Annotated in this window: 15 protein-coding genes and 1 pseudogene; 2 read left to right on the top strand and 14 right to left on the bottom strand. The window is 59.1% G+C overall.

Going from position 1 to position 15,614, the window contains the following annotated elements:
• The 6 genes and pseudogenes from ACEW8J_RS14310 to ACEW8J_RS14285 form a co-directional block, all read right to left on the bottom strand.
• Nucleotides 1-275, bottom strand: a pseudogene (locus ACEW8J_RS14310) (type II secretion system protein GspE); the annotation flags it as partial.
• Nucleotides 272-2,422, bottom strand: a complete 2,151-nt coding sequence (gspD, locus tag ACEW8J_RS14305) for a type II secretion system secretin GspD (protein ID WP_373492319.1) — start codon at nucleotides 2,420-2,422, stop codon at nucleotides 272-274. The pseudogene ACEW8J_RS14310 and the gene gspD, both read right to left, overlap by 4 nt.
• Nucleotides 2,422-3,231, bottom strand: a complete 810-nt coding sequence (locus tag ACEW8J_RS14300) for a type II secretion system protein N (protein ID WP_373492316.1) — start codon at nucleotides 3,229-3,231, stop codon at nucleotides 2,422-2,424. The genes gspD and ACEW8J_RS14300 overlap by 1 nt, the downstream gene beginning before the upstream one ends.
• 108 nt (nucleotides 3,232-3,339) lie before the next feature.
• Complete coding sequence (locus ACEW8J_RS14295; RefSeq protein WP_373492315.1) at nucleotides 3,340-3,987, bottom strand: HAD-IA family hydrolase; 648 nt, start codon at nucleotides 3,985-3,987, stop codon at nucleotides 3,340-3,342.
• Nucleotides 3,984-4,673: a VIT family protein gene (locus tag ACEW8J_RS14290; RefSeq protein WP_373492314.1), complete on the bottom strand. Its 690-nt coding sequence runs from the start codon at nucleotides 4,671-4,673 to the stop codon at nucleotides 3,984-3,986. Before ACEW8J_RS14290 ends, ACEW8J_RS14295 begins: the two co-directional genes overlap by 4 nt.
• 18 nt (nucleotides 4,674-4,691) lie before the next feature.
• The gene (locus ACEW8J_RS14285; RefSeq protein ID WP_373492313.1) at nucleotides 4,692-5,612 is read right to left on the bottom strand and encodes an SMP-30/gluconolactonase/LRE family protein; all 921 of its coding nucleotides are present in this window, start codon (nucleotides 5,610-5,612) and stop codon (nucleotides 4,692-4,694) included.
• Between the two features lie 86 nt (nucleotides 5,613-5,698).
• On the opposite strand from ACEW8J_RS14285, the gene ACEW8J_RS14280 reads away from it, so the two are divergent.
• Both ACEW8J_RS14280 and ACEW8J_RS14275 read left to right on the top strand, forming a co-directional pair.
• Entirely contained in the window at nucleotides 5,699-7,144 is a 1,446-nt protein-coding gene (locus ACEW8J_RS14280) for an NAD-dependent succinate-semialdehyde dehydrogenase (protein ID WP_373492312.1), read from the top strand.
• A gap of 186 nt (nucleotides 7,145-7,330) precedes the next feature.
• Nucleotides 7,331-8,986: a thiamine pyrophosphate-binding protein gene (locus tag ACEW8J_RS14275; RefSeq protein ID WP_373492311.1), complete on the top strand. Its 1,656-nt coding sequence runs from the start codon at nucleotides 7,331-7,333 to the stop codon at nucleotides 8,984-8,986.
• Between the two features lie 133 nt (nucleotides 8,987-9,119).
• Here the strand turns inward: ACEW8J_RS14275 and ACEW8J_RS14270 are convergent, their stop codons facing one another.
• The 8 genes from ACEW8J_RS14270 to thrC all read right to left on the bottom strand — a co-directional run bounded on the left by ACEW8J_RS14270 (nucleotide 9,120) and on the right by thrC (nucleotide 15,614).
• Nucleotides 9,120-10,079: a glutaminase gene (locus ACEW8J_RS14270; protein ID WP_373492310.1), complete on the bottom strand. Its 960-nt coding sequence runs from the start codon at nucleotides 10,077-10,079 to the stop codon at nucleotides 9,120-9,122.
• Complete coding sequence (locus ACEW8J_RS14265) at nucleotides 10,076-10,486, bottom strand: EVE domain-containing protein (protein WP_373492309.1); 411 nt, start codon at nucleotides 10,484-10,486, stop codon at nucleotides 10,076-10,078. The genes ACEW8J_RS14270 and ACEW8J_RS14265 overlap by 4 nt, the downstream gene beginning before the upstream one ends.
• 222 nt (nucleotides 10,487-10,708) lie before the next feature.
• The gene (locus ACEW8J_RS14260; protein WP_373492308.1) at nucleotides 10,709-11,278 is read right to left on the bottom strand and encodes a fasciclin domain-containing protein; all 570 of its coding nucleotides are present in this window, start codon (nucleotides 11,276-11,278) and stop codon (nucleotides 10,709-10,711) included.
• 178 nt (nucleotides 11,279-11,456) lie between these two features.
• Nucleotides 11,457-12,038 (bottom strand): fasciclin domain-containing protein, encoded by a 582-nt coding sequence (locus ACEW8J_RS14255; protein ID WP_373492307.1) that lies wholly within the window; start codon nucleotides 12,036-12,038, stop codon nucleotides 11,457-11,459.
• Nucleotides 12,039-12,131: 93 nt separating this feature from the next.
• A complete protein-coding gene (locus tag ACEW8J_RS14250) occupies nucleotides 12,132-12,929 on the bottom strand; it encodes an SDR family oxidoreductase (protein ID WP_373492306.1) in 798 nt (265 codons plus the stop codon).
• The gene (locus ACEW8J_RS14245) at nucleotides 12,926-13,297 is read right to left on the bottom strand and encodes a dihydroneopterin aldolase (protein ID WP_373492305.1); all 372 of its coding nucleotides are present in this window, start codon (nucleotides 13,295-13,297) and stop codon (nucleotides 12,926-12,928) included. The genes ACEW8J_RS14250 and ACEW8J_RS14245 overlap by 4 nt, the downstream gene beginning before the upstream one ends.
• 36 nt (nucleotides 13,298-13,333) lie before the next feature.
• On the bottom strand, nucleotides 13,334-14,218 hold the full coding sequence (locus ACEW8J_RS14240) for a class I SAM-dependent methyltransferase (RefSeq protein ID WP_373492304.1): 885 nt from the start codon (nucleotides 14,216-14,218) through the stop codon (nucleotides 13,334-13,336).
• Nucleotides 14,211-15,614, bottom strand: coding sequence for a threonine synthase (gene thrC / locus ACEW8J_RS14235; RefSeq protein WP_373492303.1), 1,404 nt, complete (start codon nucleotides 15,612-15,614; stop codon nucleotides 14,211-14,213). Before thrC ends, ACEW8J_RS14240 begins: the two co-directional genes overlap by 8 nt.

Genomic DNA, 15,614 nt, shown 5'->3' with positions numbered 1-15,614 from the left:
ATCGCATAATGGGCGCTGAGCAGCTTCTCGAACGCCGGGCCGTCCACCAGGTCCACATCAAAGGGCAAGGCCAGATAGCGACGAACCTCCAGCAGGGCCGAAGGGTCCGAGCCCGTGCGCATCGCGATCAAGGCGCGGTCGCCTTCGTGCCTCTGGAGCAGAACACCGTAATCGCGGGCATAAGCATATGGCAGATCCCTGACCACCGCGCTCACCGCAGGTCCGGCCTTCACTTCGGAAACAACCGCCTCTGTTCCCCGGGCGATCTTCATCATGGATACCCGCTGGTCTCGCTTGCCGGCAAAGGCATTTGCTCGATTGGGCCGACATCTCTGACCACGGGCGTGTCGCCCGGCGCGTAGATGATCTGGTCATCCGGACGCGCCTCGACCGAAGGCGGAACGGTTCCCAGATAATCGCGCACCAGAGCATCAATCGTCGGTTCCCGGTCGGGATCGCGGCTGAGCTGACGATCGCGGATATAGCCGTAGCGAGCGCTCGAGAAACGCCGCGCATCATTCGGATCTTTCAGGATCGTTGGCCGGATGAAGACCATCAAATTGGTTTTTACCCGCGACTTGCCGCGAGACCGGAACAATTCCCCGAGGATCGGAATATCCCCAAGAAACGGGACTTTCTGGATAGTGCGTCGTTCATTGTCGTCAAGCAGGCCACCGAGCGCGATAATCTCGCCATCGCCAACGGTAACGGTGGTGTTGATTTCCCGCTTGTTGATGATCAGCTCGTTAAAATTATCGGAAACCGGTCCGGCGATCGAACTGACCTGCTGGCGCAATTCCATCCGCACTTCATTGCCCGCATTGATCTGCGGCGTTACCTCCAGCTCGATCCCGACATTTTGTCGCTGGATCGTACGGAAGGCATTATCGAAATTGCCCGACAGGGCTTCGCCGGTTGACACCGGGATCTCCTGACCAAACAAAATACTGCCCTTGAGATTGTTGTTCACCGTCAGCGATGGCGTCGACAGCACGTTGCTGTTGCTATCGGACTGCACCGCATTGATGATCGCACCGAGGACCGCACTGCCCCCCAGACTGGTCGCAAAGCCGCCAAAACCGCCGCGCGCAGCAAGAATGGCATTGGCTGCATTCTGCCGCAACGTGTCGCCGACGGCGCTATTGGTGGTCGTCGTTGTTGCGGTGTTGGTGGTCGTCGTTGTGGTCGTATCAAACTGGTCGGCCAGCAAGCCGCCCGCAACGTCAACTATATTGGGGGAGGCGTTGGAGAAATTGGTTACCGCAAATGGTACGTCTTTGCCGCCGACGAGCCATTGCACGCCCAGTTCGCGGGCGAGCGTCTCCGAAATCTCGACGATGATCGCTTCAACCACCACCTGTTCCTGCCGCGTGTCGAGCTGGCGGATCAGTTCGCCGATCATCCGCTGCACATCGGGGTTGGCGGCAACAATGATGGCATTGGTACCTTCGAGACGGGTGACGATCGAGGGGCCGCGGCTGGCGATGCCATTGCCGCCGCCATTTGGAGCGGGTGCCGCCGCGCCTTCACCTGTCGCAGCAGGCACAACCGTTGCCGAATTGCCTCTCGTACCGCTGCTTCCGAGCAGGTTCTCGATCACCGGCAAGAGGTGTTCGGCATTGGCATAGTCCAGCCGGTGGACCCTGATCTCGGTCCCAGATTCCGCGCCCTTGTCCAGCTCTCGCGCCATTTGCGCAAAGCGCGACACCGCACCTGGATCACCGCGCAGGGCGATACTGTTGCTGCTGTCGATCGGCACCACGGTCACCGGCGAACGCAATCCTTCACCGCCACCCTGTGCGGCCAGCGCCTGCAGCGAGGTCGCGATTTCCCGGGCACCGGCATTTTTCAATGTGATGATGGTGCTGGCAGCGCTGTCGCGATCTATTTCTCCGACGAGACTGCGGATTCGGCGAATATTGTCGGCATAATCCACGATCACCAGGCTGTTGGCGTTGCGATTGGAGGTGATCGAACCCTGCTTGCTCACCAATGGCCGCAATGTTTCCAGGGCTTCGGTGGCGACAATCGACTTGAGCCGCACCACTTCGGTCACCAGCTGATTGCCCCCAGCACCGCGCGAACCAATCCGGGTCGGCTGCGTCGCCGCACCATCGGCAGGCTGGATCCGATAGGCACCGCGAGTCGTCGGAATGGCGACGAGATTATTCGCCCGCAGGGTCGACAGGAATATCTCGAAATATTCCGAACGGCTGAGCGGTCGATCCGTTACCACAGAAACCTTGCCCTGTACCCGGCTGTCGAGAATGAAGGTGCGGCCGGTAACCTTGGCTGCATCCTGGACAAAGGCGCGGATGTCGGCATCGCGGACATTCAATGTGTGCTGGGCCGTCGCCGGCATGGCCCACAGGCTGGCCGCAAGAGCAAGCACGGCGATGATCCGGGCAAAAAAACTACGCATCATTGGGCTCCCAGATTGACAGCAATCGGAACCGTATCGGCTCCGCGCTCAACTTCGACAGACAGGCGCGAGCCAGGCCGAACCTGGCTTTTCAGCGATTCAATGTCACTTGACGAACCGACCGGATTGCCATTGATCGACACGATGATATCCCCGTCCCGGAATCCCGCATTCCTGAACAGACTGCCGTCTCCGAGCGGCGAAAGCACGATACCGGTGACCCTGCCCTGATCGTTGCGCGGCGCCAGTGATGCGATACCGGGTATTTCATTGCCGCCCGCGACCAGCCCAGCAGGGACCTCGAACTCGTCAGTGCCGACGGTCTGCGCCGGTATCGACTGGTCGAGGTAGAGGCTTTCCAGCACGCCGCCACGATTGATGATTACATGATCAAATTCGACACTGTCCAGCGTGACGCCGGACATGATCTCTTGGCCCACAACATAATTTTCCTGTACGCCGTCCGGTCCGGAAAGGATCGCCGAACCTAGGCCTGACGCCTCATTCATGCGGATTCCGAACAATGTCAGTTGCAACGATGTCACGACATTGGCTGTCTGCGCTGCACCGCCGCGGAAAAAGGGATCGAAACTGCCGAACAGCGTCAGGCGCGATTGCGGTGACAAGATCTGGACATCATTAGCGCGATAATCACCGACCGGGCCCAATGGCGTCAGGATTAGCCATGTCAGTCTGATCGCCTGAATCAGCAACAAAGCCGCCAATATCAGGAACAAAACAGGATAGAGGCCCCGCTGGTGATACCAGCGGGTGATCACGTCCAGTCTTTCTGAATAGTTATTACTCACGAATCCCCGCAACCTTGCACCCCTCGTCGCGCTATAGCGATTTCACGACCGTACGACGACTCATTGATGACGAAAATATTACAGGTTTAAACGGACCGGGCCAAAATATCAGGGCAATTGCAGGTTCAGCAAAGCCCCCAGATCATCCAGCGCCTGTTGTTCGGAGGAAACCTTGATCGCCGCCATGCCCAGAGCAGCCGCCGGTTTGCAGTTGATCCCGAGGTCATCGAGATAGACGCACTGCGCTGGCTCGACGTTCAGTGCCTCGCACATCATCTGGTAAATCCGCGGATCGGGCTTGCGGATCCCGGCCTTGCTGCTCTCAATGATATGATCGAAGCGCTGCATGATATCCTGCACCGCTGCGGCCTTCTGGTCGTCCATCGCCATGCCCGACCCTTTGCCGGCGGGCACATTATTGGTGATGCACGCTATTCTGATACCCTCCGCTCTCAGCCGGTCCAGCGTCGCCACCATATTGGGCCGCACGTCTCCCGCCAGCCGCGCGAGAACATCGGCGCCGCGCAGTTCGATGCCGATCGCCCGCGCTTCTGCCGCAAAAGCCTTGTCGAAACCGGCACTGTCAATTTCCGCCCGTTCAAATCTTGCCCATGCGTTATCGTCCGGATTGGCACTGTTGATTTGCCGGACACTGTCTTTCGGCACACCCTGCTCAACCTCCAACCGGTTAAAGGCTTCGAAAGGCGACGAGGTGATCACGCCGCCAAAATCAAAAATTACATTCTCATAATTCATGCAACAATAGCTCCAAAAACAGATCCGATGGCGGCGGTCGCGGCCATCGCTGCGGCACCCCAGAAGGTCACCCGGAACACCGGCCGCCCGATCGGTGCCCCGCCCAATATCGCTCCGACAGCCCCGAGCGAAGCAAGCAGCAAGAGCGCCGTCCCGGACACAGCCCAGATCAGCGTCTCGCCGGTAAAAATAGCCGCCAGTATCACCGGCAATATCGCCCCGGTCGCAAATGCAAGCGCCGAAGCGCCCGCAGCCTGCAGCGGCCTGGCGGAAAATTGCTTGGTCAGGCCGAGCTCATCACGCAAATGCGTGCCCAGTGCATCATGCGCCGTCATCTGGTCAGCGACCTGTTCTGCCAGCTCTCTCGTCAGTCCCCGGTTACGATATATCGTGATCAGTTCCACGCGCTCGGCCTTGGGTTGATTCTCAAGCTCCCAGGCTTCCTTGGTCCGTTCCGCCTTTTCGCTATCGGCCTGCGAACTGACCGATACATATTCTCCCGCCGCCATCGACATCGCGCCGGCCACCAGACCGGCAAAAGCAGTGAGCAATATCGTTTGCTGGGACGTCGCTGCAGCGGCCACGCCGACGACGAGGCTGGCGGTCGAGACAATCCCGTCATTCGCTCCCAATACCGCGGCCCGGAGCCAGCCGACCCGGTCAAGCCGGTGTGTTTCATCATGCATTCTTGACAATGACCGACCCTATTTGTTGAGATATTCCAGCTTCATTCCTGGTCGTTTCCATCGGGTTTTGACCAGTTTCCCGGTTGCGGACAGGCATATATAGGCATCCATCATGTCCTCGCCACCAAAGCAGATATTGGTGGTAAAGATATCCGGCGTGGGGACAAATTCGACCAGTTCGCCCTCGGGCGAGATCACGCTGATGCCGCTTTCGCCGATCGTCGCGACACAGATATTGCCGCATGCCTCCATCGCCAGGCTGTCGAAAAATTTATAGCCCGACGGACGATAGAGCGGGATGCCCGGACCGCCGGGCCCGGCATCGGCGGCGACCTTGCCCGGCGCGGTGATATTGAATTTCATCAACCGGCAAGTGAAAGTCTCGGCCGCATAGAGCGTTTTCCCGTCCGGAGATAGGCCGACGCCATTGGGGTTGTTCGAAGGAAAGACCACTTCTTCCAGATGGCTGCCGTCCGCCTTGGCATAGAAAATCCCGACAATGTCGTGACAGCGCTTGTCATAGTCGGTCTTGCCGTGATCGGTGAACCAGAAGCCGCCGTGGGTATCAAACTGGATGTCATTGGGCCCGCGCAAGATGCAGCCGAAATCACCGTCATTATAGAGTGTCTCGACCTCGCCGGTGTCTGGATCCACTCGCTGGATGCTGCCGCCGACATAATCCTTTGCGATCCCGGCCGGAGTCAGAAAACCATTTTGTTCGTGATATTCAAAGCCGCCATTGTTGCAGACATAGATTTTGCCATCCGGTCCCATCGCCGCGCCATTGGGACCACCGCCGGTTTTGGCGACAAGCTGCTTGCTTCCGTCCGGCAGCACCCGGGTAAGCTGCTGGGCTGCGATCTCGACCAATATGACGCTGCCATCGGGCATGGCAATCGGACCTTCGGGAAAGCGCAGGCCTTCGGTGACTATCTCCATGAATATCTCCTCTCGAATTTTTTCACAGTCATTGCGGGAATTCAGTGACAAGTCTAGTGCGAAGACAGACAGTTTCAGGAGCAACCATGTCCCAGAAAAAATCCGGAGCCTATCCCGAAAAATTGCAGCTTCATATCGACGGCGAATGGATCGATATTGACGAGCGCGAGGTTCATCAGGTGGTGAACCCGGCCACTGGCGAGGTCATTTCCGATCTGCCGAAGGCCTCCCTTGCCGATCTCGACCGGGCGCTCGATGCGGCGAACCGAGCCTTTCCGCTCTGGCGCGACACCGCGGTGGGCGAGCGCGCCGCGATCCTCCACAAGGCCGCCGATCTGATGCGCGAGCGGGCACCGGAAATCGGCCGCCTGATGACCGCCGAGCAAGGCAAGCCGCTGGCCCAGGCGATCGGCGAAGTCACCGCTTCCGCCAGCCATTTCGACATCATGGCCGAGGAAGCCAAGCGGTGCTATGGCCGGGTATTGGTGCGACCCGCAGGCCAGAACAGCTTCGTCAAATATCAGCCGGTCGGACCGGTAGCGGCGTTCAGCCCCTGGAATTTCCCTGTATTCACCCCGGTACGCAAACTCGCACCGGCAATTGCCGCGGGCTGCTCGATCATATTGAAACCGGCCGAGGAAACCCCGGCCAGTCCGATCGAGATGGTCCGCTGCCTGATCGATGCCGGCCTGCCCTCCGGTGTCGCGCAAGTCGTCTTCGGCGATCCGGCGGAAGTCTCCAGCCATCTCATCGCCTCACCGGTCATCCGCAAGATCAGCTTCACCGGTTCGGTCCCGGTCGGCAAGCATCTGATGAAACTGGCTGCCGAAGGCATGAAACGCACGACCATGGAGCTTGGCGGCCACGCGCCGGTGCTGGTGTTCGATGATTGCGATCTGGAAAAGACGCTCGATCTGGTGGTCAGCGGAAAATTTCGCAACGCCGGTCAGGTCTGCGTCTCGCCAACCCGGTTCTACGTCCAGAGCGGGATCTACGACCGGTTTGAAAAAGCATTTACCGAACGGGCGCAAAAGGTCAGCGTTGGTGACGGCTTTGCCGATGTCGACATGGGCCCGCTGGCCAACCCGCGCCGACCCAGCGCGATGGGCGAGATGATCGCAGATGCGCGGGCCAAGGGTGCCGACGTCCGGCTCGGCGGCGAACGGCGCGGCGACAAGGGATTTTTCTTTGATCCGACGATATTGTCTCATGTCCCGCTCGACGCCAATATCATGAACGACGAACCATTTGGACCGGTCGCGGTGATGCGGCCCTTTGACACGCTCGACGATGCGATCGAACAGGCCAACCGCCTGCCGCTCGGTCTTGCCGCCTATGCCTTCACCTCGAATCTCCACACTGCCAATATGGTCGGTGACAAGATCGAGGCGGGAATGGTCGCGATCAACAATCTGACGGTCAGCCCTGGCGATGCGCCGTTCGGCGGAGTCAAGGAAAGCGGCCATGGCTCGGAAGACGGACCCGACGGCCTGAAAGCCTATATGGTCACCAAGGCAATCCATCAGGCCTGAATATCATGATCCATTCAATTCCGCGCAAGCTGAAGATATTGTTTGTTTTTCGCGCGAAGCCGCGAAGGCGCAAAGAGGTTGGACAAGACGAATATTCTTCGTGCCTTCGCGGCTTCGCGTGATATCTATGAGATGATATTTGAAGCCCGAATAACGCTCCCGCATACGCGGCAGGATTGAAAGAACATGGACATGAAAAAACGCACCGGGGCACAAATTCTCGTCGATCAACTGGTGATCCAGGGCACCGAGCGCATCTTCACCGTCCCCGGCGAGAGCTTTCTCTCGGTGCTCGACGCGCTGCACGACTGCGGCACCATCCAGACCGTGTCCACGCGTCAGGATGGCAGCGCCGCCTTTATGGCTGAAGCCGATGGCAAGATGACCGGCGCGCCCGGCATCGCCTTTGTCACCCGCGGTCCCGGCGCAACCAATGCCAGCATCGGTGTCCATACGGCGATGCAGGACAGCACCCCGATGATCCTGTTCATCGGCGACGTAGCCCGCGATGACCGCGACCGGGAAGGCTTTCAGGAAGTCGATTTCACCGCCATGTTCACGCCCTTGGCGAAATGGGCAGCGCGGATCGACAATGCCGCGCGGATTCCGGAATATATTGCGCGCGCCTTCGATACCGCCAGTTCGGGACGCCCCGGTCCGGTCGTGCTTGCCCTGCCCGAGGATATGCTGCGCGATCAGGTCGAGGCGCTCGACCGGCCGAAAGTCATCGCCCCGGCGCAACCACTCTGCCCCGATGCGATGACCACGCTGACCGACATGTTGCGCGACGCCACCAACCCTGTGGCGATCGTTGGCGGCGCCGGATGGAGTGCCAAGGCGAGGCATTATTTCGCCCAATATGCCGAGCGCATCGGCCTTCCGGTGGCAGTCGCCTTCCGGCGGCAGGATAATTTTCCGAACGAAAGTCCGGTCTATGCCGGCAATCTCGGCTATGGGCCCAATCCGAAACTGACCCAGCGGATCAAGGATGCCGATCTGGTACTGGCGGTTGGCGCGCGGCTCGGCGAGGCAACCACCGATGGCTATACGCTGATCACCCCCGACCATCCCGACCAGATATTGGTCCATGTCCATCCCGATCCCGACGAGCTCAACCATGTCTACCGCATCGATCTACCAATCTGCGCCGAGATGGACGAATTTGCCGAACAGGTCGCATTGTGGGAGGATGATCTGCTGACTTTCGACGCGGGCAAGGCGGCGCATCGGGACTATCTCGACTGGTCGGCGCCGCAGCCAACGACCGCAAAACTCGATCTTGGCTTCTGCGTTGCGGCAATGCAGGACCAGTTGCCCGCCGATGCGATCATCTGCAACGGCGCCGGCAATTTTTCCGGCTGGTGGCACCGCTACTGGAAATATGGCGCTTTCCCTAGCCAGCTCGCTCCGACCTCCGGCGCGATGGGCTATGGTGTCCCGGCGTCGATCGCCGCTGCCCTGCGTTTCCCGAATCGCACCGTGGTTGCACTGGCAGGCGATGGAGATTTCATGATGAACGGCCAGGAACTGGCCACCGCCATTCAATATGATGCCAACCTGCTGGTGCTGGTAATCGACAATGGCAGTTTCGGTACCATCAGACTGCACCAGGAGCGCGAATATCCGGCGCGCCTGTCGGCAACATCGCTCCGGAACCCCGACTTCGCTGCGCTTGCCAGAGCCTATGGTGGCTGGAGCGCAACGGTGGAAAGCACCGAAGAATTTGCACCGGCGTTGACGGAAGCCATGCAGCGCAAGGGTCTGCGCTTGCTCCACCTTAAAACCGATGTCGAGTTTCTTACGGCGGCGGGAGCGACGGTGAGCGGGTTGCGAGAAAAATAACCGATTTCTGCCGGTCCAATGATCTTGATGATCGCAATATGCTCAAAACATGATTGAGCAATTCAACAATGACCCGAACATAGCCAAACGGCTCTTCAGCAACTTTGCGCGCCTGCCACTGGAAGCCTACCGCTCATACAAACACCGACCAGCCCGTCTGCTGCACCAGTTCTTCCAGCGCGATGCTGCCGACCATCGATGTTCCCGCCTGATTGAGGCCGGGCGACCAGACCGCTATCGTCCCATGCTCCGGGGCGACCACCAGAATCCCGCCACCGACGCCGCTTTTGCCCGGCAGGCCAATGCGGTAGGCAAATTCGCCGCTATTGTCATAATGGCCGCTCATCATCAGGATCGCGAGGATTCGCTGGCAGCGCTCTTTCGATACAACCTGTTCACCGGTCACCGGGTCGCAGCCGTCAAACGCCAGAAACAGCGCCGCGCGGGCCAGTTGCCTACAGGATATGGCGATCGAGCAATGGCGGAAATAAGCGGACAGACTGTCCTCTACCGGATTTTTCATATTGCCGAAACTGGCCATGAAATGCGCCAGCGCCCGGTTGCGCGATCCCGATCGTGATTCCGATTCCGCCACCTCATAGTCAATCGCGATATTCTCGTCCTGTGCCAGACGCCGCGCGGTGATCAGCAGGTCTTCCATTGCTTCGTGCGCGCCGGCCTGACCGCCACCATAGGACGCAACCAGCCGGTCGGTGGTGGCAATGGCGCCGGCATTGATCAGCGGATTGCGCGGAATGCCGGCCTCTGCCTCCAGCTGGACAATGGAATTGAAGGAAGAACCGGAGGGTTCGCGCCCGACCGCTTCCCATAGATCTTCTCCAACCCTTTGCAGCGTCAAGGCGAGTGTGAAGACTTTCGATATGCTCTGGACGGAAAAGCTTTCGTCGGCATCGCCCAATATCTGCATCGAACCGTCTGGCAGCGCAACCGCGATACCGAATTTCCGGGGATCAACACAGGCCAGCGCCGGAATATAATTGGCGACCTTGCCCGAACCGATGTGCGGCGATACGGCCGCCTCTATCGATGCCAGTATTTTCTGCCAGTCCATTGCCTGATCCGCGACGGTCATTCGCCCGCCATCGCCAATATCGCATGCCATTCGCTCTCAGTCACTGGCGCCGCCGAAAGCCGCGTCTGACGCAGAATCGCCAGATCCTTCAGCTTCGGATTCTGCTTCATCGCCTTCAGCGATACCGGCTTGTCCAGTTTCCGAACCGGCTTCACCTTGACCACCACCCATCGCTCCGGATCGGTGGTGACATCGGGACTATGCTCTTCCGAAACCTCCATGATGCCGACCACGTCCAGCCCCGTACGCGAGTGATAGAAGAAAATCTGGTCGCCCCTTTGCATGGCTTTCATGTTGTTCGACGCCTGCGCGTTCTTGACCCCGTCCCATGTGCCTTCATCCTCGGCGACCAGGTCGTCCCAGCCATAGCTTTCCGGCTCGGATTTCATCAGCCAATATTGCGGCATGTCGGGCTCCTACATTGATCTCGATGCTCGTTTCTAACCGGCAACGCAGAGCTTCTAACCGTTAGTGGTGACCTTGTCGAACCACGCTTCTCATCCAGAGGCGTCCTTCGACAGGCTCAGGACCAACGGCAGATACAAATTTCAAAGTCGGACAATATTGTCTCACCCACAAAAAAAGGCCCCGCAACTGAGCGGGGCCTTCCTGTCTATCGGTTTGCGGACTTATTCCGGCATCAACAGATTGTCGACGACGTGCAGCGTGCCGTTGCTGGAGGTCACATCCGCTTGGGTCACATTCGCCTTGTTGCCGGCCGCATTCTCGAGAACGATCCTGTCACCGTCCATGGTCGCCTTGATCACGCCGCCTTGCTCGGTGGTGAGGCTCGCGCTGCCACCGCCATCGGTAATAGCTTTGGCGATATCCGCAGCGGTCATATTGCCTTCCACCAGACCATATTCGGCGATGCTCTTCAGCTCTTCCTTATTGTCCGCCGACAGCAGCTCGCTCAACCGCGTCGCATCCATTTTGTTGAACGCATCATTGGTTGCGGCAAATGCGGTCACCGGACCTTTGTCTTGCAATTCAGCCCCAACACCCGACAGGCCGAGCAAAATGCCAGCGGTGCTGAGATCGGGATTGGCTTGCAGAACGGCGATCATATTGGTGGGCTTGGTGTCTTCGGCGATCCGCGCATCGAGTATTTCCTGTTCCTCTTCATTCAATTCAGACGAACAGGCCGGCACCATTGCCAACAGGGTCGATGCAAAAATAATCTTGGGGGCGTTAAACATGAATTTCCTTTCCTGAGATCAATCCGTCCGCCGCATTTTGCGGTCACACGATGATGAAATTCGATGGCGCGAGCTACTCCGGGCTGCAGGGAAAAGTAAACCCACAAAAGTTGCAAAAAAAAGGGCCCCGCCTGTCGGCGAAGCCCTTTCCTGATCATCCTAGTTCGGGGGATGAAAACTAGCCAGGCATGACAACCGTATCAATTGCGTGAATGACTCCGTTGGATGCCTCTACATCGGTCATTATGACGGTGGATTTGCCGCCATTCGCATCTTCAAGAATGACGGAATCGCCATCCAGGGTCGCTGTCAGCGTTCCGCCCTGCACAGTGGTCAAAGTCGCGGTGCCGCCGCCATCGGTGATCGCCTTGATCACATCCGCGGCCTTCATTTCACCGGCAACGACATGATAGGTTAGCAATCCGGTCAGATCGTCCTTCATTTCCGGAGTCAGCAGCGCGCTCAGCGTTTCCTGGTCGACCTTGTCAAAAGCGGCATTGGTTGGAGCAAAGACGGTAAAGGGACCGTCGCCGCTCAGCGTGGCGCCAAGATCAGCAGCGGTGACAGCGGTCACGAGCGTCGAAAAATCGGCATTGCCAACGGCGACATCGACAATCGTGCCGGGTTCGGCAGTTGCGGCCGAATCCATCATGGCATCGGCACCGCCTTCTTCAACTGGAGCTTCCGGCGCTTCGGTCGAGCATGCTGCGAGAGCAAGGGCTGCGGTAGTCGTCAAGATCATTTTGGGGGAAATACGCATGGTAAGCCTTTCAAAATTGCAGGTATATCTTGTCCAGCCGCAACGACGACCAAACTTCCGATAGTCAGCAACTAAACTGTTTTTCCGCCAGTTTCAACCTGTCCCTTCGGGCGTATCCGGTCGGTCACCCTTGGCAAGATGAACAAAATCGCGATCGAAGCCCTTCAGGTTGGCGCCTCCATCGACAAAGATGATCTGCCCGGTGACGGCTTTGGCGCGGGCCAGATATATTGTCGCGTCGGCAATATCGCCCGGCTCCGGGAGGCGGCCGAGCGGCATCATTCCCGTGATATTGGCCAGCTGGTCTTCGCCATATTCCCCGGCGGTCAGGGTCAGACCCGGCGCTACCCCGTTGACGCGGAGCTTGTCGGCGCAGGCCACCGCCAGCGAACGCACCGATCCCGCCAGCGCCTGTTTCGACAGCGTATAGCTCAGCTGGTCGCGATTGGGATTGCGGATCCGCTGGTCCAATATATGGATGACGCAGGCCCGGTCGCTCCCGGCTGGTCGCCGATGATGAAGGGCGGTGGTCAGCAGGATCGGTACCAGGCTGTTGATCCGGAAATGCTCCTGCAGATCCCTTTCTTCAAGCGAACAGGCATCATCCTGACCGAAAATTGATGCGCTATTGACGATCAGATCGGGGACCCGGCCAAAATGGCCCACAACCTGGTCGATCAATATTTCGGCGGCGCCTTCGACAAGAAAATCCTGCTGGAACCCGGACCATTCGCAGCCCGTTTCCTTCAGCTTTTCAGCGAGCTGCGTCTCGGGAACGGCATCGCTATTGCCGTGCAGCGCCAGCATATATCCCGCTTCAGCCAATCGCGCCGCAATGGCCGCGCCCACCCGCTTGACACCGCCGGTGACCAGCGCGAGCGGTGCGGTCATCGTCTGCCCCGGCTGAGCGTAATGCCGATCTGCTCTCCTTTTTCGGAAATCAGCAGCTTGACGATCTTCACCGTGACCCTGAGCACATTCTCGTCCTGCAAGAACAGCGTCTCGATGATATGGTCGGCGACGGCCTCGATCAGCTTGAAATGCACGCCCTCGGGCAGTGCTTCGGTCGCTGCATGTTTGAGGTCCATGTAATTTTTCGAATGATCCAGCGGGGTGTCCGCCTCATAGCGTCGCTGAACCTTCATCTCCGCCGCGATTGAGATTCGCAAGGGTTGCGGCAAATGTGTCTCTTCGGAATAGATCCCGGTGAGCACGTCAACATCGAGATTGTTGACTTCCAGTAGCAATGTATCTGTCATGGATAATCTCTGACCATGTTCGGGTTAAATGGCAAGTCAGGCCGACCAGCGCGCAAAAATCGCAGTCGGTAACAGCAGCCCCCGCGCCTCTTCGCGAACCGCCAGTTCACCCACCTCGATCGTGCCGCCCAGATGGGCCAGCTTTTCGTTCAGCAATGCGCCCAGAGCAAGCGCCGACATGCGCACGGCATAGACGGTCAGGAACAGGCAGCGGCTGTCGGCATCCAGTAGCTTGCCGCAATTTTCGACCAGCCCGGCCAGATCTTCCTCCAGCCGCCAGATTTCTCCGTCCGGTCCGCGGCCATATTTGGGCGGATCCATCAGGATCGCGTCATAGCGCCGGTCGCGCCGGACTTCCCGTGCGGCAAATTTCGCGGCATCGTCGATAATCCAGCGGATCGACCGGTCGGTCATGCCGGACAGAGCGGCATTGTCGCGGGCTGCGGTTACCGATTTCTTCGAGGCATCGACATGCACAAGACTGGCCCCGGCCGCCGACAGCGCCAGCGTCCCGACCCCGGTATAGCCAAACAGATTCATCATCTGTGGCGATTCGACATCCTGCAAATTGGTCCGGAACCAGCGCCACACCGGATCCATGTCAGGGAAATAGGCGAGATGACGAAAGGGGGTGCATTGCGCCGTGAAGCTGACCTCTTCCCAGTCCATCTGCCATCCCTCTTCCGGCACATGGTCCTGGAGATGCCATCGACCGCCGCCATCCTCGTCGGACGCGGGAATGAACTCGCCATCCGCTTGCCAGTCATCGCGGAACGGCGTCCACATCGCTTGCGGTTCGGGGCGGATGAAATGGAATGTGCCGTAGCGCTCAAGCTTCCGGCCATGGCCGCTATCGACCAGCGCATAGTCGCTGCGCGGATCGCTGATCATCACGATCGGGGTCGGCAGGGATTCAGCCATCGGACGGCGTGGCATTGGCCAGGATGAAGGCCTTCACGGCATCATATTCGCCCGGCAGCCTGGTATATTTTTCTTCTCGGTCGAACAGATTCCCCACCCGGCGCGGCAAGGCTGGACGAATCCCGGTCGCCCGTTCCACCGCATCCGGGAATTTTGCCGGATGGGCGGTTGCCAGCGTCACCACCGGAACCGCCGGATCAAGATCGGCGTGTTGCGCCGCCGACAGACCGATGGCGCTATGCGGATCAATCACATGACCCGTCTTGTCCTGCGCCCAACGCATCGCCAGCGCCATTTCGTTCGGATCGACCCGATGACTTTTGAAAATGGCTGCCGCGGTTTCCCGCATGCCGGGCTCGAGCAGCATATTATTGCTCTGTTCAAAGGCGGTCATCCGCGCAGCGGTTTTCCCGCCATCGCGGCCTTCCAGATCAAACAGCAAGCGTTCGAAATTGCTGCTCACCTGAATGTCCATCGAAGGCGCTGCGGTCGCAGTCACGGTTCCGGTCGAATAGTCGCCGGCGCTCAGCGCCCGGTGCAATATGTCATTGACATTGGTCGCCACGATCAGCCGCTCGATCGGCAGCCCCATGCGCGCGGCAACATAGCCGGCAAAGACATCGCCGAAATTGCCGGTTGGCACGGAAAAGGCAATCTTGCGATGCGGCGCACCCAATCGGCTGGCGGCATAGAAATAATAGACGATCTGCGCCATCAGCCGCGCCCAGTTTATCGAATTGACCGCCGAGATCGCAAAGCGATCGGTCACTTCCCGGTCGGCAAACATCCGCTTCACCATCGCCTGGGCGTCATCGAAACTGCCATCGATCGCGATATTATAGACGTTGCGCGCGCGCACGGTGGTCATCTGCCGGCGCTGGACATCGGAAATCCGGCTATCGGGATGGAGCATGAAGATATCGACCTTGTCCCGCCCCGCCAGCGCATCGATCGCCGCCGAACCGGTATCACCCGAAGTCGCTCCCACCACTGTCAGATGCTTGTCCTGCCGGGCCAGAAATTTCTCGAACAGCAGGCCGAGCAGTTGCAGCGCCACATCCTTGAACGCGAGGGTCGGCCCGTGGAACAGTTCCAGCAGCCATTGACGCCCGTCGAGCTGGACCAGCGGCGTCACCGCAGCATGGGCAAAGCGGCCATAAGCCTGCTGGCACAGCTCCCGCAATTCCGCTTCATCCAGCGCGTCACCGATGAACGGCTGCATCACCCGGACGGCAATTTCCACGTAGGAGAGGCCGGCCATGGCGGCAATCTCCGCAGAACTGAACGACGGCCAGGATTCGGGCACATAAAGCCCGCCATCACCAGCCAGTCCGGCCAGCGTCACTTGTTCGAAATTCAATGGCGCCGCTGCGCCTCTGGTCGAGATATAATCCAT

The organism is Parasphingorhabdus sp. (assembly GCF_041748495.1).
GTDB lineage: Bacteria > Pseudomonadota > Alphaproteobacteria > Sphingomonadales > Sphingomonadaceae > Parasphingorhabdus.
Note: the sequence above shows the minus strand (reverse complement) of the source record. Positions and strands in the feature narration are given on the sequence as shown.

Coding starts and splice junctions, on each gene's coding strand:
- ACEW8J_RS14245 (WP_373492305.1), bottom strand. CDS start 13,297: ATGACAGATACATTGCTACTGGAAGTCAACAATCTCGATGTTGACGTG.
- ACEW8J_RS14260 (WP_373492308.1), bottom strand. CDS start 11,278: ATGTTTAACGCCCCCAAGATTATTTTTGCATCGACCCTGTTGGCAATG.
- ACEW8J_RS14285 (WP_373492313.1), bottom strand. CDS start 5,612: ATGGAGATAGTCACCGAAGGCCTGCGCTTTCCCGAAGGTCCGATTGCC.
- ACEW8J_RS14270 (WP_373492310.1), bottom strand. CDS start 10,079: ATGACCGTCGCGGATCAGGCAATGGACTGGCAGAAAATACTGGCATCG.
- ACEW8J_RS14250 (WP_373492306.1), bottom strand. CDS start 12,929: ATGACCGCACCGCTCGCGCTGGTCACCGGCGGTGTCAAGCGGGTGGGC.
- ACEW8J_RS14265 (WP_373492309.1), bottom strand. CDS start 10,486: ATGCCGCAATATTGGCTGATGAAATCCGAGCCGGAAAGCTATGGCTGG.
- gspD (WP_373492319.1), bottom strand. CDS start 2,422: ATGCGTAGTTTTTTTGCCCGGATCATCGCCGTGCTTGCTCTTGCGGCC.
- ACEW8J_RS14255 (WP_373492307.1), bottom strand. CDS start 12,038: ATGCGTATTTCCCCCAAAATGATCTTGACGACTACCGCAGCCCTTGCT.
- ACEW8J_RS14280 (WP_373492312.1), top strand. CDS start 5,699: ATGTCCCAGAAAAAATCCGGAGCCTATCCCGAAAAATTGCAGCTTCAT.
- ACEW8J_RS14295 (WP_373492315.1), bottom strand. CDS start 3,987: ATGAATTATGAGAATGTAATTTTTGATTTTGGCGGCGTGATCACCTCG.
- ACEW8J_RS14240 (WP_373492304.1), bottom strand. CDS start 14,218: ATGGCTGAATCCCTGCCGACCCCGATCGTGATGATCAGCGATCCGCGC.
- ACEW8J_RS14275 (WP_373492311.1), top strand. CDS start 7,331: ATGGACATGAAAAAACGCACCGGGGCACAAATTCTCGTCGATCAACTG.
- thrC (WP_373492303.1), bottom strand. CDS start 15,614: ATGGATTATATCTCGACCAGAGGCGCAGCGGCGCCATTGAATTTCGAA.
- ACEW8J_RS14290 (WP_373492314.1), bottom strand. CDS start 4,673: ATGCATGATGAAACACACCGGCTTGACCGGGTCGGCTGGCTCCGGGCC.